This is a genomic window from Demequina maris (genome assembly GCF_000971155.1).
GTDB lineage: Bacteria > Actinomycetota > Actinomycetes > Actinomycetales > Demequinaceae > Demequina > Demequina maris.
This window is the reverse complement of record NZ_BBLX01000007.1, coordinates 45,804-71,511: the sequence shown is the minus strand read 5'-3', so window position 1 is coordinate 71,511 and position 25,708 is coordinate 45,804. Positions and strand designations below refer to the sequence as shown.

At 72.7% G+C, this 25,708-nt stretch carries 27 protein-coding genes and 1 tRNA gene; 13 read left to right on the top strand and 15 right to left on the bottom strand.

Annotation, left to right across the window (positions count from 1 at the left end):
* Positions 1-2: 2 nt before the first annotated feature.
* A complete protein-coding gene (locus tag AOM02_RS09655) occupies positions 3-1,244 on the bottom strand; it encodes an ABC transporter permease (RefSeq protein ID WP_062298950.1) in 1,242 nt (413 codons plus the stop codon).
* Complete coding sequence (locus AOM02_RS09650; RefSeq protein ID WP_062298949.1) at positions 1,241-2,176, bottom strand: ABC transporter ATP-binding protein; 936 nt, start codon at positions 2,174-2,176, stop codon at positions 1,241-1,243. The genes AOM02_RS09655 and AOM02_RS09650 overlap by 4 nt, the downstream gene beginning before the upstream one ends.
* A 225-nt stretch (positions 2,177-2,401) precedes the next feature.
* Here AOM02_RS09650 and AOM02_RS09645 point away from each other — a divergent pair, with 225 nt between their 5' ends.
* Complete coding sequence (locus AOM02_RS09645) at positions 2,402-2,977, top strand: TetR/AcrR family transcriptional regulator (RefSeq protein ID WP_062298948.1); 576 nt, start codon at positions 2,402-2,404, stop codon at positions 2,975-2,977.
* 16 nt (positions 2,978-2,993) lie between these two features.
* Here the strand turns inward: AOM02_RS09645 and AOM02_RS09640 are convergent, their stop codons facing one another.
* From AOM02_RS09640 to AOM02_RS09630, 3 genes are read right to left on the bottom strand one after another with little or no spacing between them, the layout of a single operon-like run.
* Positions 2,994-4,523: a carboxylesterase/lipase family protein gene (locus tag AOM02_RS09640; protein WP_082105012.1), complete on the bottom strand. Its 1,530-nt coding sequence runs from the start codon at positions 4,521-4,523 to the stop codon at positions 2,994-2,996.
* Between the two features lie 9 nt (positions 4,524-4,532).
* A complete protein-coding gene (locus AOM02_RS09635) occupies positions 4,533-6,020 on the bottom strand; it encodes a hypothetical protein (RefSeq protein WP_062298946.1) in 1,488 nt (495 codons plus the stop codon).
* Positions 6,017-6,688: a hypothetical protein gene (locus AOM02_RS09630; protein WP_062298945.1), complete on the bottom strand. Its 672-nt coding sequence runs from the start codon at positions 6,686-6,688 to the stop codon at positions 6,017-6,019. Before AOM02_RS09630 ends, AOM02_RS09635 begins: the two co-directional genes overlap by 4 nt.
* 133 nt (positions 6,689-6,821) lie before the next feature.
* Here AOM02_RS09630 and AOM02_RS09625 point away from each other — a divergent pair, with 133 nt between their 5' ends.
* On the top strand, positions 6,822-8,093 hold the full coding sequence (locus AOM02_RS09625; RefSeq protein WP_172655929.1) for an aspartate kinase: 1,272 nt from the start codon (positions 6,822-6,824) through the stop codon (positions 8,091-8,093).
* A complete protein-coding gene (locus AOM02_RS09620; protein ID WP_062298944.1) occupies positions 8,090-9,133 on the top strand; it encodes an aspartate-semialdehyde dehydrogenase in 1,044 nt (347 codons plus the stop codon). Before AOM02_RS09625 ends, AOM02_RS09620 begins: the two co-directional genes overlap by 4 nt.
* 207 nt (positions 9,134-9,340) lie before the next feature.
* Here AOM02_RS09620 and AOM02_RS09615 read toward each other — a convergent pair whose 3' ends face one another.
* The 3 genes from AOM02_RS09615 to AOM02_RS09605 all read right to left on the bottom strand — a co-directional run bounded on the left by AOM02_RS09615 (position 9,341) and on the right by AOM02_RS09605 (position 12,470).
* Positions 9,341-10,903 (bottom strand): L-lactate permease, encoded by a 1,563-nt coding sequence (locus AOM02_RS09615; RefSeq protein ID WP_062298943.1) that lies wholly within the window; start codon positions 10,901-10,903, stop codon positions 9,341-9,343.
* A gap of 107 nt (positions 10,904-11,010) precedes the next feature.
* On the bottom strand, positions 11,011-11,649 hold the full coding sequence (locus tag AOM02_RS09610; protein WP_062298942.1) for a hypothetical protein: 639 nt from the start codon (positions 11,647-11,649) through the stop codon (positions 11,011-11,013).
* Positions 11,650-11,816: 167 nt separating this feature from the next.
* A complete protein-coding gene (locus tag AOM02_RS09605; protein ID WP_156156168.1) occupies positions 11,817-12,470 on the bottom strand; it encodes a hypothetical protein in 654 nt (217 codons plus the stop codon).
* A 162-nt stretch (positions 12,471-12,632) separates the two neighbouring features.
* Here AOM02_RS09605 and AOM02_RS09600 point away from each other — a divergent pair, with 162 nt between their 5' ends.
* Positions 12,633-13,100: a hypothetical protein gene (locus AOM02_RS09600; RefSeq protein WP_062298940.1), complete on the top strand. Its 468-nt coding sequence runs from the start codon at positions 12,633-12,635 to the stop codon at positions 13,098-13,100.
* 68 nt (positions 13,101-13,168) lie between these two features.
* On the opposite strand, the gene AOM02_RS09595 is transcribed toward AOM02_RS09600, so the two are convergent.
* The 3 genes from AOM02_RS09595 to AOM02_RS09585 all read right to left on the bottom strand — a co-directional run bounded on the left by AOM02_RS09595 (position 13,169) and on the right by AOM02_RS09585 (position 16,694).
* Positions 13,169-13,245 (bottom strand) — tRNA-Pro (locus AOM02_RS09595).
* A gap of 78 nt (positions 13,246-13,323) precedes the next feature.
* Positions 13,324-14,232, bottom strand: coding sequence for a metallophosphoesterase (locus tag AOM02_RS09590; RefSeq protein ID WP_062299038.1), 909 nt, complete (start codon positions 14,230-14,232; stop codon positions 13,324-13,326).
* Positions 14,229-16,694 carry a penicillin-binding protein gene (locus AOM02_RS09585; protein ID WP_082105011.1) on the bottom strand — a complete coding sequence of 822 codons (2,466 nt, stop codon included), beginning with the start codon at positions 16,692-16,694 and terminating at the stop codon, positions 14,229-14,231. Before AOM02_RS09585 ends, AOM02_RS09590 begins: the two co-directional genes overlap by 4 nt.
* 78 nt (positions 16,695-16,772) lie before the next feature.
* Here AOM02_RS09585 and sp36 point away from each other — a divergent pair, with 78 nt between their 5' ends.
* Together sp36 and AOM02_RS09580 are read left to right on the top strand one after the other, a co-directional pair.
* A complete protein-coding gene (sp36, locus tag AOM02_RS14330; RefSeq protein WP_074789164.1) occupies positions 16,773-16,931 on the top strand; it encodes a Sp36 family protein in 159 nt (52 codons plus the stop codon).
* A 2-nt stretch (positions 16,932-16,933) separates the two neighbouring features.
* Positions 16,934-17,407, top strand: a complete 474-nt coding sequence (locus AOM02_RS09580) for a RidA family protein (RefSeq protein WP_062298938.1) — start codon at positions 16,934-16,936, stop codon at positions 17,405-17,407.
* Positions 17,408-17,534: 127 nt separating this feature from the next.
* Here AOM02_RS09580 and AOM02_RS09575 read toward each other — a convergent pair whose 3' ends face one another.
* Together AOM02_RS09575 and AOM02_RS09570 are read right to left on the bottom strand one after the other, a co-directional pair.
* Complete coding sequence (locus tag AOM02_RS09575) at positions 17,535-18,227, bottom strand: Crp/Fnr family transcriptional regulator (protein ID WP_062298937.1); 693 nt, start codon at positions 18,225-18,227, stop codon at positions 17,535-17,537.
* A gap of 1 nt (position 18,228) precedes the next feature.
* On the bottom strand, positions 18,229-18,633 hold the full coding sequence (locus AOM02_RS09570; protein ID WP_062298936.1) for a hypothetical protein: 405 nt from the start codon (positions 18,631-18,633) through the stop codon (positions 18,229-18,231).
* 96 nt (positions 18,634-18,729) lie between these two features.
* Between AOM02_RS09570 and nth the strand changes: the two genes are divergently transcribed.
* The gene (nth, locus tag AOM02_RS09565) at positions 18,730-19,431 is read left to right on the top strand and encodes an endonuclease III (RefSeq protein WP_062298935.1); all 702 of its coding nucleotides are present in this window, start codon (positions 18,730-18,732) and stop codon (positions 19,429-19,431) included.
* A gap of 94 nt (positions 19,432-19,525) precedes the next feature.
* Here the strand turns inward: nth and nhaA are convergent, their stop codons facing one another.
* Together nhaA and AOM02_RS09555 are read right to left on the bottom strand one after the other, a co-directional pair.
* Complete coding sequence (nhaA, locus tag AOM02_RS09560) at positions 19,526-20,875, bottom strand: Na+/H+ antiporter NhaA (protein WP_082105010.1); 1,350 nt, start codon at positions 20,873-20,875, stop codon at positions 19,526-19,528.
* Positions 20,876-20,935: 60 nt separating this feature from the next.
* Positions 20,936-21,640, bottom strand: a complete 705-nt coding sequence (locus AOM02_RS09555; RefSeq protein ID WP_062298934.1) for a response regulator transcription factor — start codon at positions 21,638-21,640, stop codon at positions 20,936-20,938.
* Positions 21,641-21,696: 56 nt separating this feature from the next.
* Here AOM02_RS09555 and AOM02_RS09550 point away from each other — a divergent pair, with 56 nt between their 5' ends.
* From AOM02_RS09550 to ygfZ, 6 genes are all read left to right on the top strand, one after another.
* Entirely contained in the window at positions 21,697-22,431 is a 735-nt protein-coding gene (locus AOM02_RS09550) for a hypothetical protein (RefSeq protein WP_062298933.1), read from the top strand.
* Between the two features lie 18 nt (positions 22,432-22,449).
* Entirely contained in the window at positions 22,450-22,884 is a 435-nt protein-coding gene (locus tag AOM02_RS09545; protein WP_062298932.1) for a thioredoxin family protein, read from the top strand.
* Positions 22,885-22,935: 51 nt separating this feature from the next.
* On the top strand, positions 22,936-23,376 hold the full coding sequence (locus tag AOM02_RS09540; protein WP_062298931.1) for a DUF4395 domain-containing protein: 441 nt from the start codon (positions 22,936-22,938) through the stop codon (positions 23,374-23,376).
* 1 nt (position 23,377) lies between these two features.
* Positions 23,378-23,737 (top strand): DsrE family protein, encoded by a 360-nt coding sequence (locus AOM02_RS09535; RefSeq protein WP_062298930.1) that lies wholly within the window; start codon positions 23,378-23,380, stop codon positions 23,735-23,737.
* Positions 23,738-23,905: 168 nt separating this feature from the next.
* Positions 23,906-24,487 carry a heme-binding beta-barrel domain-containing protein gene (locus AOM02_RS09530; RefSeq protein WP_062298929.1) on the top strand — a complete coding sequence of 194 codons (582 nt, stop codon included), beginning with the start codon at positions 23,906-23,908 and terminating at the stop codon, positions 24,485-24,487.
* A gap of 25 nt (positions 24,488-24,512) precedes the next feature.
* The gene (gene ygfZ / locus AOM02_RS09525) at positions 24,513-25,649 is read left to right on the top strand and encodes a CAF17-like 4Fe-4S cluster assembly/insertion protein YgfZ (RefSeq protein WP_062298928.1); all 1,137 of its coding nucleotides are present in this window, start codon (positions 24,513-24,515) and stop codon (positions 25,647-25,649) included.
* The last annotated feature ends 59 nt before the right edge of the window (positions 25,650-25,708 follow it).

Below are 25,708 nucleotides of genomic sequence, written 5' to 3'. Positions count from 1 at the left end.
GGTCAGGCCACGCGGGAGCCCTGGCGCAGCTTCTTGTACGGCACCCGCAGGCGGGCGACGACGATCCAGATCGACCCGAGCAGCAGGACACCCTGGACGCCGAGGCCGATCCACGGCGCGCGGTCGTAGGTCGAGCGCTCCTCCTGCTCGGCCTCCCAGTCGCCGCCACTCCCGCCGTAGTAGTCCTCGCCGTTCACGTCGGCGACCAGCATCGCGCACTCGTCCCACTGCTGGCCCGCGAGGTCCGCCTCCGACGGGCCGATGCGCCAGCCGCTCACCGACGCGTGCATCTCCGCGAAGAGACCGGGGGCCGCGCGCCCGTCCTCCTCCCAGGTCTCGTAGCTCACGATCGGCGACATCTCCCCGATCATGACCACCGGGTTCGCGAGCACGATCCACGCGGTCCTCTCGGTGTGCGCCACGCCGTACTCCCACGGGTCCGTGTCCGTGGTGCAGGGCAGCGTCGCGGGATCCACCTCCGACCAGTCCCAGCTGTCGTACGCGGCGCGCTGCTCGTCCGTGAGCGCCTCGTAGTCGACGTAGCGCGACGAGTCGGTGACCGTCTCGGACACCAACGGCTGCGTGAACACGAACGTGAGCAGGGTGCCGAGCAGCAGGAAGCCGGTCGTGAGGTGCGCGAGCGACACGGACGCGACGGCGCGCGCCGCGAGGGACGACCACGCGAGGCCGATCGCGGTCGAGGTCAGCACCACGAGCAGGATCGCCGCCAAGACGATCGCGAGCTCGTCCCCGTGCCAGCCCGACCGCACGAACGCGTAGACCATCAGCGGCGCGATGGTGAGCAGCACGAAGAAGGCGATCAGCCACGACGACAGCAGCTTGCCCAGCGCGAGGTCGCCCGCGGTGAGCCGGGTCATCTGCAGGGGCGCGAGCACGCCCTCGGACGAGTCGCCGTTGATCGACGTGGCCGCGAGCGAGGGCGCGATGAGCATGCCGGCACCGAGCACCAGCACGAGCACCATCTCGAGCGGGATCGACGTGAGTCCCTCCGGCGAGACCATCGCGACGAGGATGCCCAGGCCCAGGATCACCGCGACGAGAAGCCCGTAGAAGATCCACCCCTTGACGGTGGGCCGGCGACGGCGGAGCTCGATCCCGGTGACCAGCCACACGCCGCGCGGCGTCGGCAGCCACGGGTTCCCCCTGATGGCCGGACGAGCGGACGATGCGGGCGCGGGCTCGGGCGCCTCGGCGGGCGCCGGGTTCTGGTCCACGAGGGTCATCGCCGCTCCTCCTCCATCGACATGTAGGTCTGTTCGAGCGCGCTGCCCGCGGGCCCGAAGCGGTGCACCTTGACGCCGCGCGACATCAGCCATGCGAGCGCCTGGAACGCCTCCTCCTCGCTGCCGACCCGCACGACCACGCCGGACGGTTCGTCGTCGAACGGCACGCCGCCCTCGGCGAGCACCTCCCTGAGGGCCGCGTCGTCGAGGGTCGCGACGCGGTAGCGCCGCTTCGCGTCGGCCACCTTGGCGGCGGCCTCGTCGCCGAGCGTGCGCCCCTTCGACATGAAGATCGCGTCGTCGACCATCTCGTCGAGCTCCGCGAGCACGTGCGAAGAGACCAGCACGGCCTTGCCGTCGGCGGCGAGCTCCCGCACGAGCGTGCGCAGCTCGATGCGGGACCGCGGGTCCAGGCCGTTCGCCGGCTCGTCGAGCAGCAGCACCTGGGGGTCGTTCATGAGCGCCCGCGCGAGCGAGAGCCGCTGCTTCTGGCCGCGCGACAGCACACGCGTGGGCCGGTCGGCGAACTCGGAGAGGTGCACCATGCCCAGCAGCCCGACGCCCCTCTCGCGCGCCTCGTGCTTGTGAAGGCGGTAGCCGCGCCCCATGAGGGTCAGCGTCTGCAGGCACGTGAGGTTGTCCCACGAGCCGAGCTGGTCGGGCATCCACCCGATCGCCGCGCGCACCGCCGCGGAGTCGTGGCGCGGGTCCGCGCCCGCGACGCGGATCTCCCCCGCGTCGGGCCTCAGCAGCCCCGCGAGCATGAGCATGAGCGTGGTCTTGCCGCACCCGTTCGGTCCGATGAGCGCCGTCACCGTGCCCGGGCGCACCTCGAGCGTCGCGTCGGCCACCGCCTGCACCGATCCGAACGCGCGTGCCACGCCGTGCGCGCTGATCGCGGACGTGGCCACGATCGTGTCTGTCGCCGTCATGGGCGATCCCCCAGCTTCCCTCCGCCGCGGGCCCCTCGCCGCGCGCCGTGTGCTCACACTCCCACACGCGTGCCCGCCCGCCCATCAGGGACACCCCGGATATTCACCCTGGAAATCGTCCGGGTCACCGCGCCCGACGGCGCGGCGACCGCCCGCACGGCCCACCCCTTGACACCCGCGCGAATTCCTAGTTAGCGTGCTCACTATCAAGGAGGGGAGGCGCGGATGGCGCGACCGGCGAGCGACAAGAGGGAACGCCTGACCGTCGCTGCGGTGCGGCTCGCCACCACCCGGGGCCTCGCCGGCACCACGCTCGGCGCGCTCGCCGAGGAGGCCGGCGTCCCGTCGGGCAGCGTCTACTACTACTTCAAGACCAGGGAGGACGTCGGGAGCGCCGTCGTCGAGGCGCTCCACGCGCGCCAACGCGACCTGATGGCCTCTTGGGAGGCGGAGGAGGATCCGCGCGCACGGCTCGCGGCCTGCATCACCCACCACGTCGCCACCGCCGACGACCTCCAGGCCCACGGGAGCCCGGTCGCGGCCGTGTGCGCCGAGCTGCGCAGGAGCGGCGACCCGCTCGCGACCGACGCGGCGGACATCATCGCGACGCTGGTCTCCTGGGTCGCCGCCCAGTTCGCCGCGATGGGATTCGGCCCCGAGGCCGCGCGGGCGCGCGCCACGCACCTCGTCACCGGCCTCGAGGGCGCGGCGACCCTCGCCCATGCGCTGGACGACCCCGCGCCGCTCGAGCGGGAGGCGGCCCACCTCGGCCGCTGGATCGCGCAGACCCGGTCGCCCTGACCGCGCCCCGGAGGGGTCAGCCCTCGCCGTCGGCGCCCGCGATCGCCTCCTCGGGCGCCGTCGCGTCGGCGAAGCGCTCCTCTGCCGCGTAGCCCGGCCGCACGTCCCGGAGCGGCTCGCCGTAGACGATCGTGGACCGCGCCTCCGCGTGGACGGGCGCGTCCACGCGGCCGTCGCGGATCAGGGCGAGCCAGTCGCCGTGCACCGCGTCGGCGAGCGCCTGCGGCGCGCCGGCGCCCGCGCGGCGCACGACCGTCGGCTCGCGCAGGATGTCGAAGCCGAACGGCAGGTCGAGGCAGTGGCCCGCGATCCCGTCCACGGGGCTCGTCCACCGGAAGTCGTAGGCCCAGGTTCGGGGCGAGGCCGCCCCGCGGGCGCGGATGCCGGCCCAGCGCGCGACGTGGCGACGGAAGGTGATGTCGGTGACCGCGTGACCCACGACGTCGACCGGGTCGTCGGTTCGCGACCGCGCGATGAGCTCGTGCGCGACGCCGCCCTCGATGCGCATCCGCGCGAGCGCCTCCCTCGCGTCCAGCCCGGCGAGGCGGGGCGCGGCGTCGCCGACCGCGAGGTCGAACTCGTGGGCGGTCGCTCCGATGAGGAGGGGGACGTCCGCGCCCACCCCGTCGCGGAGGCATTCCTCCACCGTGCCCGGCACGAGGTCCCCGTCGATCACCGGCGAGAACGGGAGGCCGCTCTCGTCGAGCATCGTCGGCAGCGGATCGTGGTCCTCGCGCATCGCGTCCGCCTGCGCCGCGAGGATCCGCGCCTCGGAGAGCGACCGCAGGCCCGCGAGGTCCGGCGCGACACCCAGGCGCGCGGCCTCCTCGAGCGTCACCTGGCGCGCGCGATCCGCCGTGACCGGCATGTCGGCGGGGGACAGCGCGAGCACCGCGCGGAACAGCCCCTGCGCCGCCGGCAGCGTCAGCAGCCGCATGACGGCCGCGCCTCCCGCCGACTGCCCCGCGATCGTGACCTTGTCGGGGTCCCCGCCGAACGCGCGGATGTTCTCCCGCACCCACAGCAGCGCGGCCATCCAGTCGAGCACGCCGCGGTTCAGGGGCGCCCCGTCGATCCAGCCGAAGCCGTCGAAGCCCAGGCGGTACGTCGGGGCCACGGTGACCACGCCGTCGCGGTGGAAGGCCTGCCCGCCGTACCAAGGGCTCGCGTGCGACCCGCCGATGAACCCGCCGCCGTGGAGGTAGACGAGCACCGGCAGCCCGGCGTCGGGCGAGGGATCCGGCGTGCCGACGTCGAGGGTGAGCAGGTCGTCGCCGGGGATCGAGGGCTCCGGGACGAACGGGTCGTCGCCGTAGGGCGATCGCCGCTGAGGAGTCGCGCCGTGCAGCACCGCGGGACGCACGCCGTCCCACGGCGCGCGCGGCACCGGCGCAAGGAAGCGGCGCTCCCCGACGGGCGGCTCCCCGTAGGGGATCCCGAGGAAGATCGCGGCGCGGCTCGTGGAGCCGTCGGCGGAACGATGCTCGCGCCAGGCGCCGCTCACGGCGCCGGCGGCGGTCCAGACCACGGGGGCGACAGTGCTCACGGGCCCAGCCTAGGAGGAGGTCTGCGCGTCTGCCGGTACCGCTGGTCCCACGCGCGCCCGCCATCGCGGGACGGCGACGCACGCCGCGACCACGACCGCGAGGACCAGCGTCGGCACGATCTGCGCGATCATCCGGTGCAGCGAGTCGGCGGGATCCATCCGGTACGCGCCGTCGCGCCCGTATGCCAGCAGCAGCGCCAGCGGCACGAAGGTCGTCACGGAGTAGCGCAGGACGGTCACGATGGGGATCCGGGCCGCGGCCCAGAGGACGATGCCCGCCGCGGCGAGGATGCCGATGGTCGCCCCCCAGGCGCCGTGCACGGGGTCGACCGACCAGAACGCCGCCTCGGCGCTCGCGACGAGCACCTCCGTGCCCTTGAGGGCGACGAGCGCGACGAGCAGCAGCCAGGCGCCGATCTCGCCGACCTGCGGCGTCCACCGCAGCCACGAGGGCGCGTCGACACGCGTCGCGACCGCCGCGGCGACGAGCGCGGCCAGGCCGATGGCGAGCCCGATCGCGTACGCCGCGGGGCCGCCCTGCCCGCCCTCCTCGATCGGATGCTCGCCGAGGAGCTCGAGCGCCGCGAACGCGTAGTACGCGGTCGCCGGCACGCCGATGGCCGCGAGCACGATCACCCGGTCGCGGCGGCGGGTGCCCTCGAGCACCAGCCACGGCAGCGCCACGATGCCGGCGAGGATCGCCCCCTCCGCGCGGGTGAGCACCACCACCGGCAGCAGGAGCGCGACCGCCACGATCAGCGCGGTGCGCGGCACCTCACGTCGCGTCGCAAGGAGCCACGTGGCCCCGGTCGCCGCCATCACCGCGGTGCCGGTGACGAGGTGGCCGTTGACGTAGAACGCGTGGAGCATCATCCGGGGCACGGTCAGCAGCAGCACCGCGGCGCCCGCGCCCACGAGCCCGGACCACCGGCGCCACTCCGGCGGGCACGCGCGCACCACCACCCACGCGAGCACGCCGGCCGTCGCGAGCGCGATGAGCGGCGTGATCGACCGCACGTAGTACTCGCCCTGGTAGTAGGCGGGAGCATGCACGAGCGGGACGGTGAGGAGCCGCTTCGACAGCGAGTACGAGCCGACCGAGTCGACGTAGTGCCCTGCCGCGATGGCCTGACCGAGGTTGGTGTAGACGAGCGAGTCGACGTGCCACGTGACGAGGCCCGAGGCGCGCAGCAGCACGGTCGCCGCCGCCGTCCCGGCGAGGCCGCCGACGACCGCGGCGCCGCGCATCCGCACGTCGGCGCCCGCGCGCCAACGCCACACCCAGAGGCCCGCCCCGCCGAGGGCCGTCGCCGCGAGCGCGAGCGCGGGTGCCGCCGGCGCACCCAGGAGCACCAGCAGCGAGCCCGCGACGACGTACATCCCGAGTCCCGCCAGGAGGCCCCACGGCAGCACGCCCCAGCCGCGCATCCCGGCCGCACGCATCGTCGCGCCGCCGCCGACCAGCAGGGCGAGCGCCATCGTCGTCTCGAGGATCACGGCGCGTCCCCCGGGTCCCAACCCGCGAGCAGCGAGGTCTCGACGAGCACGTTCTCGGGCTCTCCGGCGTAGGCGGGATCGCCCGCGGCGACCGCCACGAGCGCGAGCTCGCGCGCCGGGCCGGCCGCGATGTCGTCCGCGTCCCCGGCGCGGATCGCGTCGATCACGGCGCCCTCGTCGTCCTCGGCGAGGACCGGAGGGTTGCGGTCGTCGAGCACGATGCGCCACGCGGGTCCGCGGCTGCCCGCGGGTCCGCTCGCCGCCACGTAGGCGTGGGCGCCGAGGTCGGCCAGCTCCGCCGCGATGTCGTCGCCGACCTCGCGCACCTGGTCGGCGCGGCCGTAGCCGTACAGGCGCTCGTCGACCCGGTCGACGAGGCCCTCGCCGTCGTCGGTGATGATCACGGTGGATCCCGGCGCGAGGTGGCCGAGCGCGAGGGTCATCGCGTACCGGGAGGCGGCGTTCGAGCCGTCCACCATCGACAGCTCCACGATGCCGGCATGCGGCCGCTCCTCGAACACCGCGAAGGTGGACGGCGTGGACGCGTCGATGGCGACGAGCTGCACCACGTTGAGGACGATCAGGGTCGCGAGGGCGCCGAGCACCACCAGCAGCCGCACCGGCGCGCCCGGCGAGCCGTGCCCTGACCCGGGTGCGCGCGCGATCACGGCGCCACCCTACCCAACGGCCCCGCGCATCGTGCCCCGGACCGGGGGCCCGCGCGGTACGCGCGCGTGCCCCTAGAATGAGACACCGTGTCCGCCCTGCGGTCACGGACCCCCATTCCTCCTGGAGTCTTGCATGTCCCTTGTGGTGCAGAAGTACGGCGGTTCGTCCGTCTCCGACGCCGCCGCGCTCAAGCGCGTCGCGCGGCGCGTGGCCGACACGGTGCGCGAGGGCCACGACGTGGTCGTCACGGTGTCCGCGATGGGCGACACGACGGACGAGCTGATCGACCTCGCCAACTCGGTGACGGGCTCCCCCGACCCGCGCGAGATGGACATCCTGCTCACCGCGGGCGAGCGCATCTCGATGGCTCTGCTCGCGATGGCGATCGACTCCGAGGGCGTGCCCGCGCAGGCCTTCACCGGCCCGCAGGCGGGCGTCATCACCACCGAGCACCACGGCCGCGCGCGCATCATCGACGTCGCGCCGGGCCGCCTGCAGCGCGCGCTGCAGCAGGGCAAGGTCGCGATCGTCGCCGGCTTCCAGGGCCTCAACCAGGAGACGCAGGACGTCACCACGCTCGGCCGCGGCGGCTCCGACACCACCGCCGTCGCCCTCGCGGCGGCGCTCGGCGCGGACGTGTGCGAGATCTACACGGACGTGGACGGCGTGTTCTCCGCCGACCCGCGCATCGTCCCCGCCGCCCGCAAGCTCGCCCGCATCACCTACGAGGAGATGCTCGACATGGCCGCCTCCGGCGCGAAGGTGCTCATGCCCCGCTGCGTCGAGTACGCGCGCCGTTTCAACGTGCCCATCCACGTGCGCTCGTCCTTCTCCGGCCTGGAGGGGACGTGGGTCGTGGGGGAGACTGAAGAAGGAGACGAGATGGAAGACCCGATCATCGCGGGAGTCGCGCACGACAGGTCCGAGGCGAAGATCACCGTCACGGGCGTCCCGGACGTGCCCGGATCCGCCGCGCGCCTGTTCGAGGCCGTCGCGCGCGCCGACGTCAACATCGACATGATCGTGCAGAACGTGTCGGCGACGAACACCGGCGTCACGGACATCTCCTTCACGCTTCCCGGCGCCTCGGTACCGTCGGCCCTCGCCGCGATCGAGGCCGACCACGAGGCCATCGGCTTCGCCGAGCTCACCACCGACGAGTCGATCGGCAAGGTGTCGCTCATCGGCGCCGGCATGCGCTCCTCGTCGGGCGTCTCCGCGAAGTTCTTCGCGGCGCTGCGCGACGCGGGCGTCAACATCGAGATGATCACCACCTCGGACATCCGCATCTCCGTGGTCACGCGCGACGTGGACCTCGAGAAGGCGGTCAAGGCGGTCCACACGGCGTTCGACCTCGACTCCACCGAGGGCGAGGCCGTGGTGTACGGAGGGACGGGACGATGAGCCTCACCATCGCAGTCGTGGGCGCCACCGGTCAGGTGGGCGCCGTCATGCGCGAGCTGGTCGCGGAGCGCTTCCCCGAGGCGACGGTGCGCTTCTTCGCGTCCGCGCGCTCGGCGGGCAAGGTGCTCGGCCACCTCGGCCAGGAGATCGTGGTCGAGGACGTCGCGTCCGGCGACTACGCGGGCATCGACATCGCGCTGTTCTCGGCCGGCGGCGGCGCGTCGAAGGAGTCCGCGCCCAAGTTCGCCGAGGCGGGCGCCGTCGTGATCGACAACTCGTCGGCCTGGCGCAAGGACCCCGAGGTGCCGCTGGTCGTCTCGGAGGTCAACCCCGAGGCGCTCGACTCGATCCCCAAGGGCATCGTCGCGAACCCGAACTGCACCACGATGGCCGCGATGCCGGTCCTCAAGCCGCTGCACGAGGCCGCGGGCCTCGAGCGCATGGTCGTGTGCTCGTACCAGGCGGTGTCGGGCTCGGGCCTCGCGGGCGTCGAGGAGCTGCACTCGCAGGCGAAGGCCGTGGTCGACGAGGCGGACCTGCTCGCGCACGACGGCTCGGCCGTCGAGTTCCCCGCGCCGGTCAAGTACGTCGCGCCGATCGCGTTCAACGTCGTGCCGATGGCGGGCTCCGTGGTCGACGACGGCTCCAACGAGACCGACGAGGAGCAGAAGCTCCGCAACGAGTCCCGCAAGATCCTCGGCCTGCCCGAGCTCATGGTGTCCGGCACGTGCGTGCGCGTGCCCGTGTTCACCGGCCACTCGCTGTCGATCAACGCGGAGTTCGAGCGCGGCATCACGCCCGAGGACGCGTACGAGATCCTCGGCTCTGCGCCGGGCGTCCAGGTGGCCGAGGTGCCGACGCCGCTCGCGGCCGCCGGCGGCGACGTGTCGCTCGTGGGCCGCATCCGCCAGGACCAGTCCCTCGAGGGCACGCGCGGGCTCGTGCTGTTCGTGTCGGGCGACAACCTGCGCAAGGGCGCGGCGCTCAACGCCGTGCAGATCGCCGAGCTCGTCGCGGCCAGGCTGAAGGCCTCCGCCTAGGCCTCCGCCGCATCGTCCCGAGGGCCGGTCTCCCCGTGGGGAGGCCGGCCTTCGGCGTATCCCGGCCGCACCGAACCGGCGTACGCCTCTCACCGCACTCCCGAGGACCAGGGACGATGCGCGGGCGAGCCGGATCCGTACGCCGGTTGCGTCGGCGGGCCGGGGCCGGGGTCGGCGGCGGCAGCGGCGGGACGATGCGGCGGCCGCCTACGCGAAGAGCAGCGCCATCCCGCCCACGAGCACGAGGCAGATCGCCGCGGGCGGCAGCGCGCGCTTGAGCACCTCGCCCTCGCGTCCCGCCAGGCCGACGGTCGCCGCCGCGGCGATGACGTTGTGCGGGCAGATGATGTTGCCCACCGCCGCGCCCGCGGCCTGCGAGCCGAGCAGCGGCACCGGCTCGAGCCCCGCCTCGATCGCGGTGCTGTTCTGGAAGTCCGTGAAGAGGATGTTCGAGGACGTCGCGGAGCCCGTCATGAACGTGCCGAGCGCGCCGACGAAGGGCGACAGCAGCGGCCACACCGCGCCCGTGCCCGCCGCGGCCACCGCGAGCTGGTTCGTCATGCCGGACTCGGACATCGTGTAGGCCACCGTCACCATGGCGAGCAGCGCCACGAAGACGGGGAGCACCTGCCTGGTCGCGACCACGAACGCGCCGGCGACCTCCTGCCGGGTCGCGCGCTGCCACAGCGCCCCCGCGAGGAACGCCACGAGCAGCAGCGGGCCCGGGTGGTACAGCGGCTGGATGCCGTCGCCGAAGTGGTCGAAGAGGCTCCACCGGACCTCCCACGCCTGCGAGGCCTCCTTGATGGGCGGCACGAGGCGCGTGAGCATCACGAGGACCACGAGCACCGCGTACGGCGCGGTGGCGGCGAGCATGCCCATGTGGTGGGCCTCGGTCGCCTCCGCCTCGTCGGCGGCGTGGAGCACCTCCTCCTCGGCCGCCTGCTCGGGCGCGGTGAGGGCCTTGGCGCGCGCCCGCCGGGCGAGCACGAGGCGCACGACGGCGATGAAGATGCCGGCGCCCACGATCGAGCCGAGCAGCGACGGCAGCTCGGGGCCCACGAACAGGGCCAGCAGCAGGTATGGGCCGAAGAAGGCGACGTAGGCGACCGCCATCCACTTCCACGGCGGTCCGGCGGTGGGCACCAGCGTGCCCACGATCTTCGCCACGGTGAACGCGAGCACCGCGCCGACGACGAGCATGAAGGGCGCGATCGCCGAGGACAGGTCGAGCGGGTCGACGTCCACGATCGCGAGCTGCGCGAGCGTGGGGGTGCCCACCGCCGCGAACGGCACCGCCGAGGCGTGGCCCGCCATCGCGGCCACGACCGCGGTGAGCGGCTTGAAGCCCGCCGCCACGAGGAACGGCGCCGCGAGCGCCACCGGCGTGCCGAAGCCCGCGGCGCCCTCGATGAGCAGCGTGAAGAACCATGCGATGAGCAGCGCGGCGACGCGCGGGTCCGGCGTGATGCGGGCCAGGCCCGCCTCGATCGCCGCCGTCGCGCCCGTGCGCTGCTGGAGATGGTGGACGCCGAGGGCGGGGCCGATGATCAGCATCACGGTCAGCGCGGTCCACGCGGCGCTCGCGAGCACGCCGGTCACGCCCTCGCCGGCGCCGAAGTCCGTCGCCGTGCCGAAGTCGAACGAGAACAGGGCGATGAGGAGGGCGACCGCGGCGGCCGTCGCGCCGGCCCAGATCGCCGACCACTTGAGGCCGATCATGAGCACGAGCACCACGATGATCGGCAGCGCCGCCAGCAGCGTGTCCATCAACGACCCTCCCGTCGTCGACAACGTCCCTGGTTCACGCTAGCGCGAGACGGCCTCCCCGGCGCGATCGGCACCGGGGAGGCCGTCGGCGGGCGACCGGCCGCGCGCTAGCAGCGTCCCTTCCGCACGTCGATCGACACCGTGGCCGGCATGCCGAAGATGCTCGGCACGTCCGCGTACGCCGCGACCTTGACCCGGGCACCGCCCGCGGTGCGCAGCGATCCCCGGAACCAGTTCCGCTCGGCGCGGTCGAAGTCGTCGGGGCCGTAGGTGGGATCGAAGCTGTCCTGGTACCAGCCGTCGGGACCGCGGTCGAAGCCGTCGGTGAAGTACTCCGACGTGCCTCGCACCTTGAGCCGGCCCGTCCCGGTGGCGTACGGCTCGGGGAACTCCCCGCCGCAGTACTCCTCCAGGAAGTCGAAGATCCCGCCGTCCGTGTACGTGTAGACCTCCGCCGCGACCCGCGCGTTCAGCCAGTAGCGGTCCGTCGAGCCACGCGCCTTCACCTTCATGGTGATCGGCTCGATGCTGCGGTCGTCTCCGCACAGGTCCTCGGCCGGGGCCCCGACGAACATCACGTAGTCCTGCCTCCCCTCCGTGACGTCGTTGTCGTAGATCAGCTCGACCGGGTACGTCACCCGGTCGACGCCATGACCCCCATGACCCCGGTGGGCCGAGGCCGGTGCCGCGACCGCCACCGCGAGCGCGGCGACGGCCGCGACCGTCGCGACCACGCGCGTCCTCATCCGAGTCTCCATCGTGAACCTCCCCTGTTCATGCGGACCCCGGCGTGGGCCCGCCGCACCAAGGACAGGCGGGAGGCCGCGGAGGTTGTGCCGATGCGCCGGAACGGACGTACGAGGCCGCCCCGGGGTGCGTCCCCGGGGCGGCCCCGTCGCGCATCGGCCGGCGGTCAGCAGCGACCCCGCCCGACGACCTTGACCTTGACGCGCACGTCGGTTGGGGTCTGCTCCCCGGCCTCGTCCTCCGTGAACGGATCCGTGATCGCGATCGTGCTCACGGACGAGGCGGTCACCCGCACGCGCGTGCCGTCGCCGGTCCGCAGCCACGCGCGGACGCTGTTGTAGTCCTGGCGCGCCGCGGTGTCGCCGTCGTACTGCGTGGTCCCGCGCCACCGCGCCGTGCCCATGCCCGCCGCGTAGGGCTCCGGCAGGTCGCCGCAGCTGGCGTCGAGGAACTGGAAGATGTCGCCTTCGTCGAAGGCGTACACCTCGACAGGGACGCGGGCCTTCAACCGGTAGCGGTCGCTCGAGCCCGGCTCGGGCAGCGTGCCCCGGGTGGTCACCCGGAGCGTCGCCGGCGCGCCCCCGGGGTCGCCCTCGGGACCCGCCGCGCACCAGTCGGCCGCCGAGGCCCCCGAGAAGACGATGTAGTCGGGGCCGTCGCCGGTCACGACGTTGTCGTAGAACTGCGCGATCGCCACGTCGACCTCGAGCGTGTCCCGCTGATGATGCGGCCTCGCCTGGCCGGGCGCAGCGGTCGCGAGCGTCAGCGCGCCGATGGCCGCCACGGTCGTCACCGCGCGGGTGAGCATGCGTGTCCTCATCGTGATACCTCCCCCTTGAGGCGGGCCCGGGTGCCGGGGCCGCTGGAGGGACAACACCCGGGAGCCGCACAAGGTTGTGCCGGATACCGTCCGCATACCTCCCCGCGCGACGCTCGACGGGTCGTGGCGCACCGGCCCGGCACACCTGACGAGGAGACGCTCATGCACATCACAGCCGCGCGGGGGATGCTCCCGCTCATCGCCGCCGTGGGCCTCGGACTAGGGTTCGCCGCGCCAGCGGCGGCGGACAACGGCACCGAGGTCGTCCACGGCTACGTGTTCAGCGAGGACTACGAGGACGATGCGTGCAGCACCGAGCCGAACACCACGACCTACACCGTGAAGACCTTCCACGAGACGTTCCGGCCGCTCGGCGACGACGCGTGGAACTACCACTACCTCGCCGTCGTCACCTACGCGACGGACTACGTGAACCCGGCGATGGAGGACGTCACCGGGCGCCTCACCGAGAACATCACGTACCGGCTCACCCCGGGCGGGGTCTTCGAGCACACGCTGACGTTCCACGACTTCTACGGCGACGTGAAGATCCACGAGCGCGGCCACTTCACCATCGTCGACGGGGTGCCGAAGGTCGACTGGTCGCTGTCGGAGATCGACTGCGGCTAGCCCGCCGCCGCATCGTCCCCGGAGACGCAGGAAGGGCCGGATCCATACGGATCCGGCCCTTCTCTCAATGGTCGGGGTGACAGGATTTGAACCTGCGGCCTCGTCGTCCCGAACGACGCGCGCTACCAAGCTGCGCCACACCCCGTTTTTTGAGCCCGCTAAGAATATCGGACTGCAGGCCGAAACACGAAATCGGCCCCACCCGGCTCCGGCCGGGCGTCGCTCACGCCCGCGGCACGAGCGTGAGGATCGTCGCCTCCGGCCGGCACGCGAAGCGGATCGGCGTATACGGCGAGGTGCCCAGGCCCGCCGACACGTGCACGTAGGCACCGGTGCCGCCCGAGTCCGGGCGCACGCCCGGCCAGCCGTGCAGGCCGCTGGCGCGGCTCGTGTCGAGGTCGCAGTTGGTGACGAGCGCGCCGTAGAACGGCACGCACACCTGGCCGCCGTGCGTGTGGCCGGCGAGGATCAGCTCCGCGCCGTCGGCCGCCATCTCGTCGAGCACGCGCTTGTACGGCGCGTGGGCGACGCCGATGCGGACCGCCGCGTCCGCGACGCGCTCCGCTGGCGCGGGCATGACGTCCAGGCCGATGTGCGGGTCATCGACACCGACGAGGTCGAGCACCGACCCGGCCGCCGCGAGCGAACCGCGCGCGTTGTTGAGGTCCGCCCAGCCGCCGGCCGCGAGACCCGCGCGCAGGTCCTCGGTGGGCAGCTGCGCCTGACGCTCCTGCAGGCGCGAGGGTCCCGCGAAGTACGCGAGCGGATTCTTGGGCAGTGGCCCGTGATAGTCGTTCGAGCCGAACACGAACGCGCCGGGCTTGGTCAGCAGGGGCTCGAGCGCCTCGAGGACCGTCGGCACCGCGCCCGGGTGGGCGAGGTTGTCACCGGTCGTGATGACCGCGTCGACCGGCTCCTGGGCGAGGCGACGCAGCCACGCGACCTTGCCGCGCTGCGCGGGCGTGAGGTGCAGGTCCGACAGGTGCAGCACGCGTACCGGGCGGCTGCCCGGCGGCAGGATCGGCACCTCGTGGCGGCGCAGCGTGTAGGCGCGCGCCTCCGCGAGGGACCACGCGAGGCCGGCGCCCGCCGCCGCGGCCAGGGCGACCGCCGCGCGACGCGCCACCGTCAGTTGCCCCGTCCGCGGTTGTTGCCGCCGTTGTTGCTGTTGTTGTTGCCGTCGTTGTTGTTGTTGTTCGTGTCGCGCTCCGGCTTGGGCTGCTGGTCGGTCGCGACCGAGTAGCTGACCGACGAGCCGGGCACCGCCTTCCAGTAGGCGCTCGGCGACTGCGACACGATGGTGCCCGGCGCGTACTCGGTCGAGTAGACCTCCGTGCCCGAGTCCACGAGGTTGAAGCCCGCGGCCGAGACCACGCTGCTCGCCGCCTCCGGCGTCATGCCGATGATCGACGGCACCGGGACCGGCTTGCCGTAGAGGACGTCGGTGCCCGCGTCGTCGAAGCCCTTGACGGGCAGGTCCGCGGTGGCGGCGTCCATGTACGCCTTCCACGTGGGCGCCGCGAGCGACGAGCCGTACAGGTAGCTGTAGTACGTGCCGTTGAGGGTGATGCCCTGGCCCGGCTCGTCCTCGTTCGGGTTGCCGAGCCACACCGTCGCCACGAGGTTCGGGGTGTAGCCCATGAACCACGTGTGCGTGTTGTTGTTCGCGGTGCCCGTCTTGCCGGCCGCGGGGCGACCGTCGGCGAGGTTGACGTACTTGCCGGAGCCGCTCTTCATGACCTCCTGCATCGCGTACGCGACACCGTCGGCGACCTCCTTGTCGATGACCCGCTCGCAGCTCTGCTGCGGGACCTCGAGCTCCTTGCCCTCCGCGTCCGTGACCGACAGCAGCGCGATCGGGTCGCAGCGCACGCCCTCGTTCGCGAACACCTGGGCGACCTGCGCCATCGTCAGCGGGGACGCGTTCTGGGTGCCCAGCGCGATCGAGGGGACCACCTCGATGTCGTTGCCGTCAGCACGCTGGAAGCCGAGCTTCTCGGCCGTGTCGCGGATGTCGCACAGGTCGAGCTGGTTGGCCATGTTGACGTACGCGGTGTTGACCGAGTTCGCGGTGGCCTTGAGCACCGTCTGCGTGTAGGTGAACGCGTTCTCGACGTTGCCCGGCGACCACGTGCCGTAGTAGAAGGTCGGGTTGCCCAGGCACGAGGCGTTCCAGGAGTCACCCGTGTACGCCTTCTGGGCGCCGCTCACGTTCTGCATGAGCGAGTGGCCGCTCTCGAGCCACTCCGTGAGGATGATCGGCTTGAAGGTCGAGCCCGGGGAGAAGCCTCGCGAGCCGCCCCACTCGCGGTCGACCGAGTAGTTGATCGCGGTCGAGCCGTCCTCCTCGGCAGACGGGTCGAACGTCTTCGACTGCGCCATCGCGAGGATCTGGCCGGTGTCCGGGTCGAGCGAGACGAGCGCCATCGCCCAGCCGCTCGGGTCGTCCGCGGGAAGCGCGTCCGCGAGCGCGCTGTTCGCGGCCTTCTGCTTCTTGAGGTCGAGCGTCGTGATGACGTCGAGGCCACCGCGGCTCAGCAGCTCGGCGCCGGTGAGCTCCGCGCCGTCCTTGTTGAACACGTCGTCGCGGCGGATGATCTTCGTCACGTAGTCGCAGAAGAACGGCGCGTCCTGCGCGGCCACGCACGAGAACTTGGGGTTGGAGACCTTGAGGGTCTCCTCCACCGGGGTCGAGCTGTACTCGTCGTACTCCTCCGCGGTGATGAACTCCTGCTGGTACATCTGGAACAGCACGGTGTCGCGGCGGGCCTTCGCGTTCTCCGGGTAGCGGATCGGGTCCCACTTGGACGGGTTCTGCGTGATGCCGGCGATGGTCGCGGCCTCGATCGCGTTGAGGTTCTTCGCGGACTTCGAGAAGTACAGCTGCGACGCGGCCTCCGCACCGTACGTGTTCGCGCCGAACTGCGCGATGTTGAGGTACTGCTCGAGCACCTGCTCCTTGCCGCAGTCGACCTTGGGGTTCGTCTCGTCGCACTCGACGCCGTACTCGCGGTCGAGGTTCTCCTCGAGCGCGAGCGCGAGGCGCCACTCGCGGATCTTGCGGGACAGCGACACCTCGGTGGCGGCGTCCTGCGCGTCCTCGTCGTCCGACAGGATCGCCTTCTGGAGCAGCGTGTTCTTCACGAGCTGCTGCGTGAGCGTCGAGGCGCCGGGCGAGTCCGGCGACGTGAGGTTGACGTAGGCCGCGCGCAGGAGGCCCTCGCCGTCGACACCGTGGTGGAGCCAGAAGCGCTTGTCCTCGATCGACACCACCGCGTTCTGCAGCCACGGCGAGATGTCCTCGAGCGGGACCACGACGCGGTTCTGCTCGTAGAACGTCGCCAGCAGGTGCTTGCCGGTGCGGTCGTAGATGTTGGACTGCTGCGGCAGCGTCACCGCGGACAGCTCCTCGGGGAGCTCCTCGAACAGCTCGGCGGAGCCGCTCGCGGCCGAGCCGGCGACCGTCACCGCAGGTAGAGCGAGGCCGGCGACCAGGAAGCCGCCCATGATCGACAGGGCGACGAACAGGGACAGCGCGGTGAGCAGCTGGACGAACGTCACCTTCGTGCGGGGGCGCGAGGAGGACCGAGGCATGGAGCAATGGTAAAGGAGCCACCTGAGAGCCCGGCCCAGGCCCTCCCGGGACCGCCCGTCCGGGCTAGGCTCGGCGGCATGACCACCTGGGAATACGCGACCGTTCCGCTCATCGACCACGTCACCAAGCAGATCCTCGACCAGTGGGGCGAGGACGGCTGGGAGCTCGTGCAGGTCGTGACCGGCCCCACCGGCGGCCTCGTCGCCTACCTCAAGCGCCCGACCGGGGAGAAGTAGAGGTGTCCGCGAGCCAGCGCCTCGCCGCGCTCGGCCTCTCGCTGCCCGAGGTGGCGACGCCCGTCGGCACCTACGTGCCGGCGCGCCGCCACGGCGACCTGGTCCACACCTCCGGCCAGCTGCCGCTCGCGGACGGCGACCTGCTCGCCGTCGGCGTCGTGGGCCAGCGCGCCGGCGACGTGACCCCGGAGCGCGCCGTCGAATGCGCGCGCCAGTGCGCCCTCAACGCGCTCGCCGCGGCCGCGCAGGCCGCCGGCGGGCTCGACAGCATCGAGTCCGTGGTGAAGGTGACGGGCTTCGTCGCCTCCGCGCCGGGCTTCACCGCGCAGCCCGCGGTCCTCAACGGCGCCTCGAGCCTGATGGTCGAGGTCTTCGGCGAGGCCGGCCGTCACGCGCGCTCCGCCGTCGGCGTCGCGGCGCTGCCGCTCGGCGCGCCGGTCGAGGTGGAGATCACCGTCGCGCTGCGGTCGCTCTAGCCGCCTCCCGCGACACTGCGAACGGAACGCGCCGCGACACGCCGCGCGTGAGGGGACGATGCGCCGGTTCAGCCGGCGTGTCGTCCCCGATTCCGTTGTGGCTGTCGGACTAGCAGTCCCGGGCGGGTCAGCGGGAGCGGGCGCGCAGGCGCTCGGGCTCGTAGACCTCGACGGCGCCGATGTGGACGTCGATCCAGCCGCGCGACGCGAAGTCCGCGAGCGCCTTGTTCACGGTCTCGCGCGAGGCGCCCACCAGCTGGGCGAGCTCCTCCTGCGTGAGGCCGTGACGCACGGTCACGTGGCCGCGCTCCATGCGGCCGAAGCGGTGGCCGAGATCCAGGATCGCCTTGGCGACACGGCCCGGCACGTCCGAGAAGACCAGGTCGGCCATCGTGTTGGACTGGCGGCGGATGCGCTGCGCGAGCGCGCGCAGCATGTGCCGCGACATCTCCAGGTGGTCGTCGAGCCAGACGTCCAGGACCTGCTTGGGCAGCTCGTAGACCACGGTGTCCTCGACGGTGTGGGCGCGCGACAGGCGCGGGCCCGGGTCGAAGACGGACAGCTCGCCGAGCATGTCGCCGACGCCGACGAGCGCGAGCAGGTTCTCGCGGCCGTCGCGCGCGGTCCGGGCGAGCTTGACCTTGCCCTTGACCACGACGTACAACGCGTGGCCGTCGTCCCCCTCGACGAAGATGTTCTCGCCGCGCGAGAGCTCGCGGCGGCGCATCTGGGAGATCAGGGAACGCGCGGTCACGGCGTCCATGCCGCCGAAAAGCGGCGACGAACGGAGCAGCTGCTCCTCGCGGGCCGCCTCGGGCATGTCAACCCTCCTTCGTCGCCGACTCCGCACGGTGCGCCTGCGCCAGCGCACGCACCATCTGGGCCGTCACATTATCAAGGGTGGCGGCCACACGGGACTCGTACTCACCGAGCCGCGCGTCCAATTCATCCAGTTCCGTCAGGGACCCGGCGGAGAAGGCCCGCGCATCGGGCCATACGGCGGCCGCCAGCTCGGTCGAGGTCGGGGCGCCCGCGGCGAGCGCCTCCCAGGAGAGGTCGAGCCCGGCGGACGTGTGCTGCTCGGGCTGCGCGAGCAGCGCGACGGCCAGGTCGCGACGGGCATGGACCAGGCGGCGCCACCAGCGGACGCGGGCCAGCTCGCGGCGCATGTCCCTGCGTCGCTGCCGGAGATCGGCGATGGCGTTCGCAGCGATCGCTGTCGTCACTCGCACCTCCCTCGATCCGCGCGCATCCCGTGCGCCTGTCCCCCCGTCTATCGGCGCCGGGGCCGCGCCGCTTGAGCGATCGCTAGGGTGTGGCTCATGGCCGGCCGCACCCCCCTGACCGTCGCATCGTCCACCCAGGAGACGCCCCCGGTGGCGCTGGTGCGACGCGCCCGCGCGGTCAACCGCGCGCTCGCCGAGGTGTACCCGGACGCGCACTGCGAGCTGGACTACCGCGACCCCTTCGAGCTGCTCGTGGCGACGGTGCTGAGCGCGCAGTGCACGGACGTGCGGGTCAACCAGGTCACGCCCGCGCTGTTCGCGCGCTACCCCGACGCGGCGGCCATGGCGGGCGCCGACCGCGACGAGCTCGAGGCGCTCATCCGCCCCACGGGGTTCTTCCGGGCGAAGGCGGAGTCGCTCCTGGGGCTCAGCCGCGACCTCGTCGAGCGCTACGACGGCGATGTGCCGGGCCGCCAGCGCGACCTCGTGACGCTGCGCGGCGTGGGCCGCAAGACCGCCAACGTGGTGCTCGGCAACGCGTTCGACGTCCCCGGCATCACCGTCGACACCCACATGGGCCGGCTCGCGCGACGCCTCGGGCTGACCGTCAACGACGACCCCGTGGTGGTCGAGCGCGACCTCATGGCGCTCATCGAGCGGCGCGAGTGGACGCTGTGGTCGCACCGCGTGATCTTCCACGGGCGTCGGCGCTGCATGGCACGCAAGCCCGACTGCGGCAGCTGCGAGATCGCCGCGCTGTGCCCGACCGCGCCGGGCGCGAAGGTGCGGGGCGACTAGCGGGGACGTCGCTCAGCTCCCCGCAGGAGTCCAGAACCTCGCAGAACCGTCGCTCACTTCCCCGCAGCGGGAGGCCGCGGGGACGATGCGGGGGTCAGTGACCCTTCTCGAGCTCCTCCGGCGACTCCTCGATGCCGACCTCGTCGGGGTCGACGCCCACGGTCTTGCCGAGCTCGTGCGGCTTGGCCATGCGGTTCGCCGGGAGCGGCACCGGCGTCGAGCGACGCTCGTACAGCTTGCGGTAGAAGCGGTCGCGCGCGCCGAGCAGGCCCGCGCCGAGCGCCGCGGCGAGCACCGAGGCCGTGAGCACGGACAGCTTGACCACCTCGGCGTTCTCCCCGCCGAAGGCGAGGTCGCCGATGAGCAGCGACACCGTGAAGCCGATGCCCGCGAGCATGCCCATGCCGGTGACGTCGAGCCACGACAGGCCGCGGTCGAGCTGGGCGCGCGTGAACGTCGCCACGAGCCACGTCGCGAGCACGATGCCGAGCGGCTTGCCCACGACGAGGCCGAGGATCACGCCGTGCGCGACGGGGCTCGTGACGAGCTCCGAGACGGCGTCCGCGTTGATGGTGACGCCGGCCGCGAAGAACGCGAAGATCGGCACCGCGACGGCGGCGGACACCGGGCGCCACACGTGCTCCCAGTGCTCGGCGAGCGAGGTGCGCTCGCCGGCCCGGGCCACGGCCGGGACCATCATGCCGAGCGCGACGCCCGCGATGGTGGCGTGGATGCCCGAGGCGTGCATGAACGCCCACGCGGCGAACGCGATCGGGAACAGCAGGAACGGGCTGGCCCAGCCCTTCCGGATGAGCAGGCCGAAGGCGACGATGCACAGGATGGCCGCGCCGAGCCACAGGAAGTTGAGGTCCGACGAGAAGAAGACCGCGATGATGATGATCGCGAGGAGGTCGTCGACCACCGCGAGCGTGAGCAGGAACGCGCGCAGCGCGTTCGGCAGCCACTTGCCGACGACCGCGAGCACCGCGATCGCGAACGCGATGTCGGTCGCGGTCGGGACGGCCCAGCCCTGCAGCGAGCCGTCGGGGCCGAGGTTGGACAGCACGTAGAGCAGCGCGGGGACGGCCATTCCGCCCACCGCGGCGACGATCGGGACGATGGCGGTCGACGGCTTGCGCAGCTCGCCCGCGACGATCTCGCGCTTGAGCTCGAGGCCCACCACGAAGAAGAAGATCGCGAGCAGGCCGTCCTTCGCCCAGTCCGCGATCGACAGGTCGAGGTGCAGCGCGTGCGGGCCGATCGTGAACTCGCTGAGGTTCTCGTAGAAGCCCTGCAGGCCGGTGTTCGCGAAGATCAGCGCCGCCACCGTGCCGATGAGCAGGAGGATGCCGCCGGCCCGCTCCGTGCGCAGCACGTCGACGAGCGTGCGCTCCGTCGACGGCGTCAGCCGGGAGAAGAGACGGGAGGCGGGCTTGGACGTCATGACGCTCCTGATCGGGACGAGGCGGGGACGCGCCCAATCCTATCGGTGCGGCCCGAGCGACTAGACGGTCTCCTGGACGCCGGTGCGCTGCGGCTGCGGCGGGTCGAAGCGGTAGCCGACGTTGCGCACGGTGCCGATGAGCTGCTCGTGCTCGGCGCCGAGCTTGGCGCGCAGGCGACGCACGTGGACGTCGACCGTGCGGGTGCCGCCGTAGTAGTCGAAGCCCCACACCTCCTGCAGCAGCTGGTCGCGCGTGTAGACGCGGCCCGGGTGCTGCATGAGGTACTTGAGGAGCTCGAACTCCTTGTACGTGAGGTCCAGCGGCACGCCCTTGAGGCGGGCGGTGTAGCCGCCCACGTCGACGGTGAGGTCGCCCGAGGAGAACTCGGCGACCCGGTCGAGCGGGTCCGCGGCGTTCGCGCGGCCGATCAGCAGGCGGATGCGGGCCTCGACCTCCGCGGGGGACGCGTCGGCGAGGACCACGTCCGCGGCGCCCCAGTCGGCGTTGACGATCGACATGCCGCCCTCGCGGAGGACCAGCAGCAGCGGCACCGCGACGCCGGTCACCTGGACCAGGTTGCAGTTGTTGCGCGCCTCGACGAGGTCCGTGCGGGCGTCGACGACCAGCACATCCGCGTCCATCGCGTCGAGCATCGCGGACGGCTCGGGGGCGACCACACGGGTCCGATGCGACAGGAGCGCGAGGGCAGGCAGGACGTCGGCCGCGCCGTCTCCCGACGGCGTGAGCACGAGCAGGTCTGCCATCGCCACCTCCGATTGCGCTTCACTCTAGCGGTGCCAGGTCTGAGACACTAACGCCCATGCTTCCCACGACCAGGGCGACCATCAGCGCCGCCGCAGCCGCGTTCGTCGCCGTCGGCGGCTTCCTCGGCACGCGCTATCTGGCGGTCGTGGTCCTCGGCCTGACGGTGCTGCTCGCGATGGGTTGGCCCTCGCTCCTGCGCGCCTCCCGGAAGCGCACCGCCTCGGTGATCCTCATCGCCGGCGGCGTGCTCGCGCTCGTGGCCGTCGTGGTCGGCCGCACCGCCCCGCACCTGCGCCACATGGTGATCGCGGTGGCGCTCATGGTGATCGCCGCGCTCGTGGCCGAGGTGTTCTGGCCCAGCTCGCGCGGACGCGCCGTGACGTCGGTCGCGGCCACGTGCGCGGGCGCGATCGTGGTGGCCTCGGGGGCGGCCTGGGTGGCGGCCTCGCGCACCCACGGCGCGGAGGACCTCGTCGTCACGGGCGGCGTCGCGCTCGCCGTGTCCGCGATCGTCTCCGTCATGACCCGCAGCTCGGGCGTCAACTCGATCCTCGCGCTCACGCTCGGCACCCTGTCCGGCATCGGCACCGGCGCGCTGTTCCCCGAGCTGCCGTGGTGGGCGGGCGGCGGCGTCGGCCTGCTGTGCGCCGCGATCGTGACCCTCCTCCAGGAGCTCCGTCGCCGCGAGCCGAAGCTCAAGGGCTGGCTTCCGGGAATCTCCTCGGCGGTCGCCCCTGTTCTCGGAGCGGGCGCGCTCGTCTACATTGGCGGACGACTGCTCGTCGGCTGAGGTCAACCGGAGGTCCCCGTGCTGCTCCGCATCATCATCGTCGTCGCGATCCTCGCGGTGGCGACCGGCGCCGCGCTGTGGTGGCGGCAACGTCAGGGCGTCGTCCGTGAGGTCGAGCGCGCGGGCGCGCTGTCCTCCGCCACGCTGGGAGCCAAGCGCGGCTACCACGCCACCTTCGTGCAGTTCTCGACACCCATGTGCGCCAAGTGCCCGCCCACGGCCCAGCTGCTGCGCCGCATCGCGGAGGAGGACCCGCGCGTGGTCCACATCGAGATCGACGCCGCCGAGCGGCTCGACCTCGCGCGCGAGCTCGAGATCATGCGCACGCCCACGATCCTGCTGCTCGACGGCGACGGCGTGGTGGTCTCGCGGATCTCCGGCGCCCCGAGCGAGCAGCAGGCGAGGGACGCGCTCGCCGGCGTGCCGCGCACGGGCACCGACTACACGATCTAGCGGGGCCGACGGCCGGTGGCCGTAGACTTCAGCACGAGGGAGGGAGCCCCCATGAAGGACATCCAGATCGACCCGCGCGGACCCCGGTTCAGCGCGTTCTGGCAGCTCGCATTCTCGGTCTCGGCGCTGCTCGCGGGCGCCAACGCCGTAGGCATCACCATCATGGCCGTGCTGCTGCTGCTGTTCATCCCGGGCGCGATCATCGGCCCGCAGGCGACGCTCCAGGGTTGGGTGTTCCGCAAGGCCGTGCGCCCCCGCCTCGACCCGCCCACGGAGACCGAGTCGTTCCGCCCGCCGCGCTTCGCGCAGCAGATGGGCACCACGTTCTCCATCCTCGCCGTGGCCTCGGGCCTGCTGGGCTTCGACACCGGCTTCTTCATCTTCACCGGCTTCGTGACGTTCGCCTCGTTCCTCAACAGCGTGTTCAACCTGTGCCTGGGCTGCGAGATCTACCTGCTGTTCAAGCGCGCCACCACCCGCACCGCCGCCTGACATGGCCGCGCTCGTCGTCAAGGTCACGTGCGGCACCGAGCGCACGGAGACGCTCATGCAGGCCTTCACGGTCGCGGCCACCGGCGCCGCGTCCGGGCTGGACGTCAGCGTGTGGCTCACCGGCGACGCGACCCTGCATGCGCTGCTCGGCGCCGAGGACGTGGTGATCCCCCACTCGCCGCCTCTGTCCGCGCTGCGCGACTCCGTCCTCGCGAGCGGCGGCACGCTGACCGTGTGCGCGCAGTGCGCCGCGCGCCGCGAGATCACGGAGGCCGACCTGCTGCCCGGGGCACGGATCGCCGGCGCCGCGGCCTTCGTCGCCGAGGCCACCGCCCCCGAGGCGACCGCGCTCGTCTACTGAGCGTGCGCATCGTCCGCGCGGGGCGTGGATCGGGACCTCGGTCCCGGCATAGACTCGGGTCATGACTGCTCTCGAGGTCACCTTCACCGTGCTCGCCGTCCTCGCGTTCGGCGCGACCGCCTGGATCTCCGGCATCGTCGCCTTCCGCCTGGTAAAGGGCCCCAAGCGGTGACGTTCGTCATCCCGTCCGACCTCGCCCCCGAGCTCTACCCGCTCGCGTGGGTGGTGGGCACCTGGGAGGGCCACGGCGTCCTCGAGTACCCGGGGATCGAGACCGCGGACTTCCGCCAGCGCGTGGTGTTCGACCACGACGGCGGCCCGTACCTCTCCTATACGGCCACCATCACGCTCATGGGTCCCGACGGCGAGGTGGGCCAGGTGTGGTCCACCGAGTCGGGCTTCTGGCGCGTCGCGCCGACCGCCCCCGAGGGCGTCGAGCTCGGCGAGAACCAGCACCCGCTCGAGGTGGTCCTCGCGGACGCCTCGGGACTGCTCACCGCGTTCTTCGGCGCGGTCGGCAACGGCCGCATCGACCTCGCGAGCCGCTTCGCCGCCGCCACCGAGTCCGGCCCCGACGTGCGCGCCGCGACCCGCATGTACGGCAACGTCGGCGGCGAGCTCATGTGGGCGTGGGACCTCAAGGCCTTCGGACAGGACCTCCAGTCGTACGCGAGCGGCCGCCTGTCGCGCGTCGAGGGGCCCGAGGTTCCCGACGGCGCCGAGACCATCGCGCCCGACACGGAATCCTGACGCCGCGCCCGCGCGTTCACGGAACATGACCTCCCCTCTTCTCGACCGCCACGGCGCCGTCGTGGGCGTCGGCCCCGACGCGGGCGTCGCCTGGCACTACGGCGACCCGACCGCGGAGCAGCGCGCCCTCGAGGCCGGCCGCGCCGTCGCCGACCAGTCCCAGCTCGGCATCGTCACCGTCACCGGCCCCGACCGGCTCACGTGGCTCGACTCGCTGTGCACGCAGCAGGTCGCGAGCCTGGCGCCCGGCGAGTCCGCCGAGCTGATGATCCTGTCGCCCCAGGGCCGCGTCGAGCACGTGGCCGGCCTGGTCGACGACGGCACCACCGCGTGGCTGATCTCCGAGACCGCGCCGACGCTGGCCGCGTTCCTCGACCGCATGCGCTTCATGCTGCGCGTCGAGGTGCACGATGCGACGGCCGAGTGGGCGGCGATCGGCGAGGCCGTCTCCCGTCCCGCGGCCGACGGCGAGCCCGTCACCTGGGTCGACCCGTGGCCCGGCGTCACCGCCGGCGGCACGTCCTACTCCGCCGACCCGTCCGCGCTGTCCGACGCGGTGCGCCCCTGGCGCCTCGTGCTCGTGCCCCGCGCGTCGCTCGACGCCGAGGTCCAGGCGCGCGTCGACGCCGGCTGGACCCTCGTGGGCACGTGGGCGACCGAGGCGGTCCGGATCGCCGCGCATCGTCCCCGCGCCGGCCGCGAGATCGACGACCACTCGCTCCCCCACGAGCTCGACTGGCTGCGCACCGCGGTCCACCTGCACAAGGGCTGCTACCGCGGGCAGGAGACCGTCGCGAAGGTCCACAACGTGGGCCGCCCGCCGCGCCGCCTCACGATGCTCCACCTCGACGGCTCCGGCCACGAGCTGCCCGAGCCCGGCGTCGACGTGCACCTCGCGGACGGCGCCGTCGCGGGCCGCGTCACGTCCGTGGCGCGCCACCACGAGCTCGGCCCGATCGCGCTGGCGGTCCTCAAGCGCTCGACGGATCCCGCGGCGACCCTCACCGTCCCCACCGACGGCGGCCCCGTCGCGGCGGCCCAGGAGCTCGTCGTGAACGCGGACGGCTTCTCCGCCGACCGCCCGCCCAAGCCCGGCCCGACCATGAAGGGCCTGCTGATGGGCAAGGGCTGCGCCGCCGACGGCGGCGACCTGCCCGGCTGATGCCCGCGCACCGCGCTGCGCTAGCGTAGGTGCCCGATCGATCCTTCGGAGGTAATCCC

Coding starts and splice junctions, on each gene's coding strand:
- AOM02_RS09650 (WP_062298949.1), bottom strand. CDS start 2,176: ATGACGGCGACAGACACGATCGTGGCCACGTCCGCGATCAGCGCGCAC.
- AOM02_RS09540 (WP_062298931.1), top strand. CDS start 22,936: ATGAAGGACATCCAGATCGACCCGCGCGGACCCCGGTTCAGCGCGTTC.
- nhaA (WP_082105010.1), bottom strand. CDS start 20,875: ATGACGTCCAAGCCCGCCTCCCGTCTCTTCTCCCGGCTGACGCCGTCG.
- sp36 (WP_074789164.1), top strand. CDS start 16,773: ATGACCACCTGGGAATACGCGACCGTTCCGCTCATCGACCACGTCACC.
- AOM02_RS09620 (WP_062298944.1), top strand. CDS start 8,090: ATGAGCCTCACCATCGCAGTCGTGGGCGCCACCGGTCAGGTGGGCGCC.
- AOM02_RS09575 (WP_062298937.1), bottom strand. CDS start 18,227: ATGCCCGAGGCGGCCCGCGAGGAGCAGCTGCTCCGTTCGTCGCCGCTT.
- AOM02_RS09600 (WP_062298940.1), top strand. CDS start 12,633: ATGCACATCACAGCCGCGCGGGGGATGCTCCCGCTCATCGCCGCCGTG.
- AOM02_RS09555 (WP_062298934.1), bottom strand. CDS start 21,640: ATGGCAGACCTGCTCGTGCTCACGCCGTCGGGAGACGGCGCGGCCGAC.
- AOM02_RS09585 (WP_082105011.1), bottom strand. CDS start 16,694: ATGCCTCGGTCCTCCTCGCGCCCCCGCACGAAGGTGACGTTCGTCCAG.
- AOM02_RS09655 (WP_062298950.1), bottom strand. CDS start 1,244: ATGACCCTCGTGGACCAGAACCCGGCGCCCGCCGAGGCGCCCGAGCCC.
- AOM02_RS09535 (WP_062298930.1), top strand. CDS start 23,378: ATGGCCGCGCTCGTCGTCAAGGTCACGTGCGGCACCGAGCGCACGGAG.
- AOM02_RS09615 (WP_062298943.1), bottom strand. CDS start 10,903: ATGGACACGCTGCTGGCGGCGCTGCCGATCATCGTGGTGCTCGTGCTC.
- AOM02_RS09610 (WP_062298942.1), bottom strand. CDS start 11,649: ATGAGGACGCGCGTGGTCGCGACGGTCGCGGCCGTCGCCGCGCTCGCG.
- ygfZ (WP_062298928.1), top strand. CDS start 24,513: ATGACCTCCCCTCTTCTCGACCGCCACGGCGCCGTCGTGGGCGTCGGC.
- AOM02_RS09625 (WP_172655929.1), top strand. CDS start 6,822: ATGTCCCTTGTGGTGCAGAAGTACGGCGGTTCGTCCGTCTCCGACGCC.
- AOM02_RS09645 (WP_062298948.1), top strand. CDS start 2,402: ATGGCGCGACCGGCGAGCGACAAGAGGGAACGCCTGACCGTCGCTGCG.
- AOM02_RS09550 (WP_062298933.1), top strand. CDS start 21,697: ATGCTTCCCACGACCAGGGCGACCATCAGCGCCGCCGCAGCCGCGTTC.
- nth (WP_062298935.1), top strand. CDS start 18,730: ATGGCCGGCCGCACCCCCCTGACCGTCGCATCGTCCACCCAGGAGACG.
- AOM02_RS09605 (WP_156156168.1), bottom strand. CDS start 12,470: ATGAGGACACGCATGCTCACCCGCGCGGTGACGACCGTGGCGGCCATC.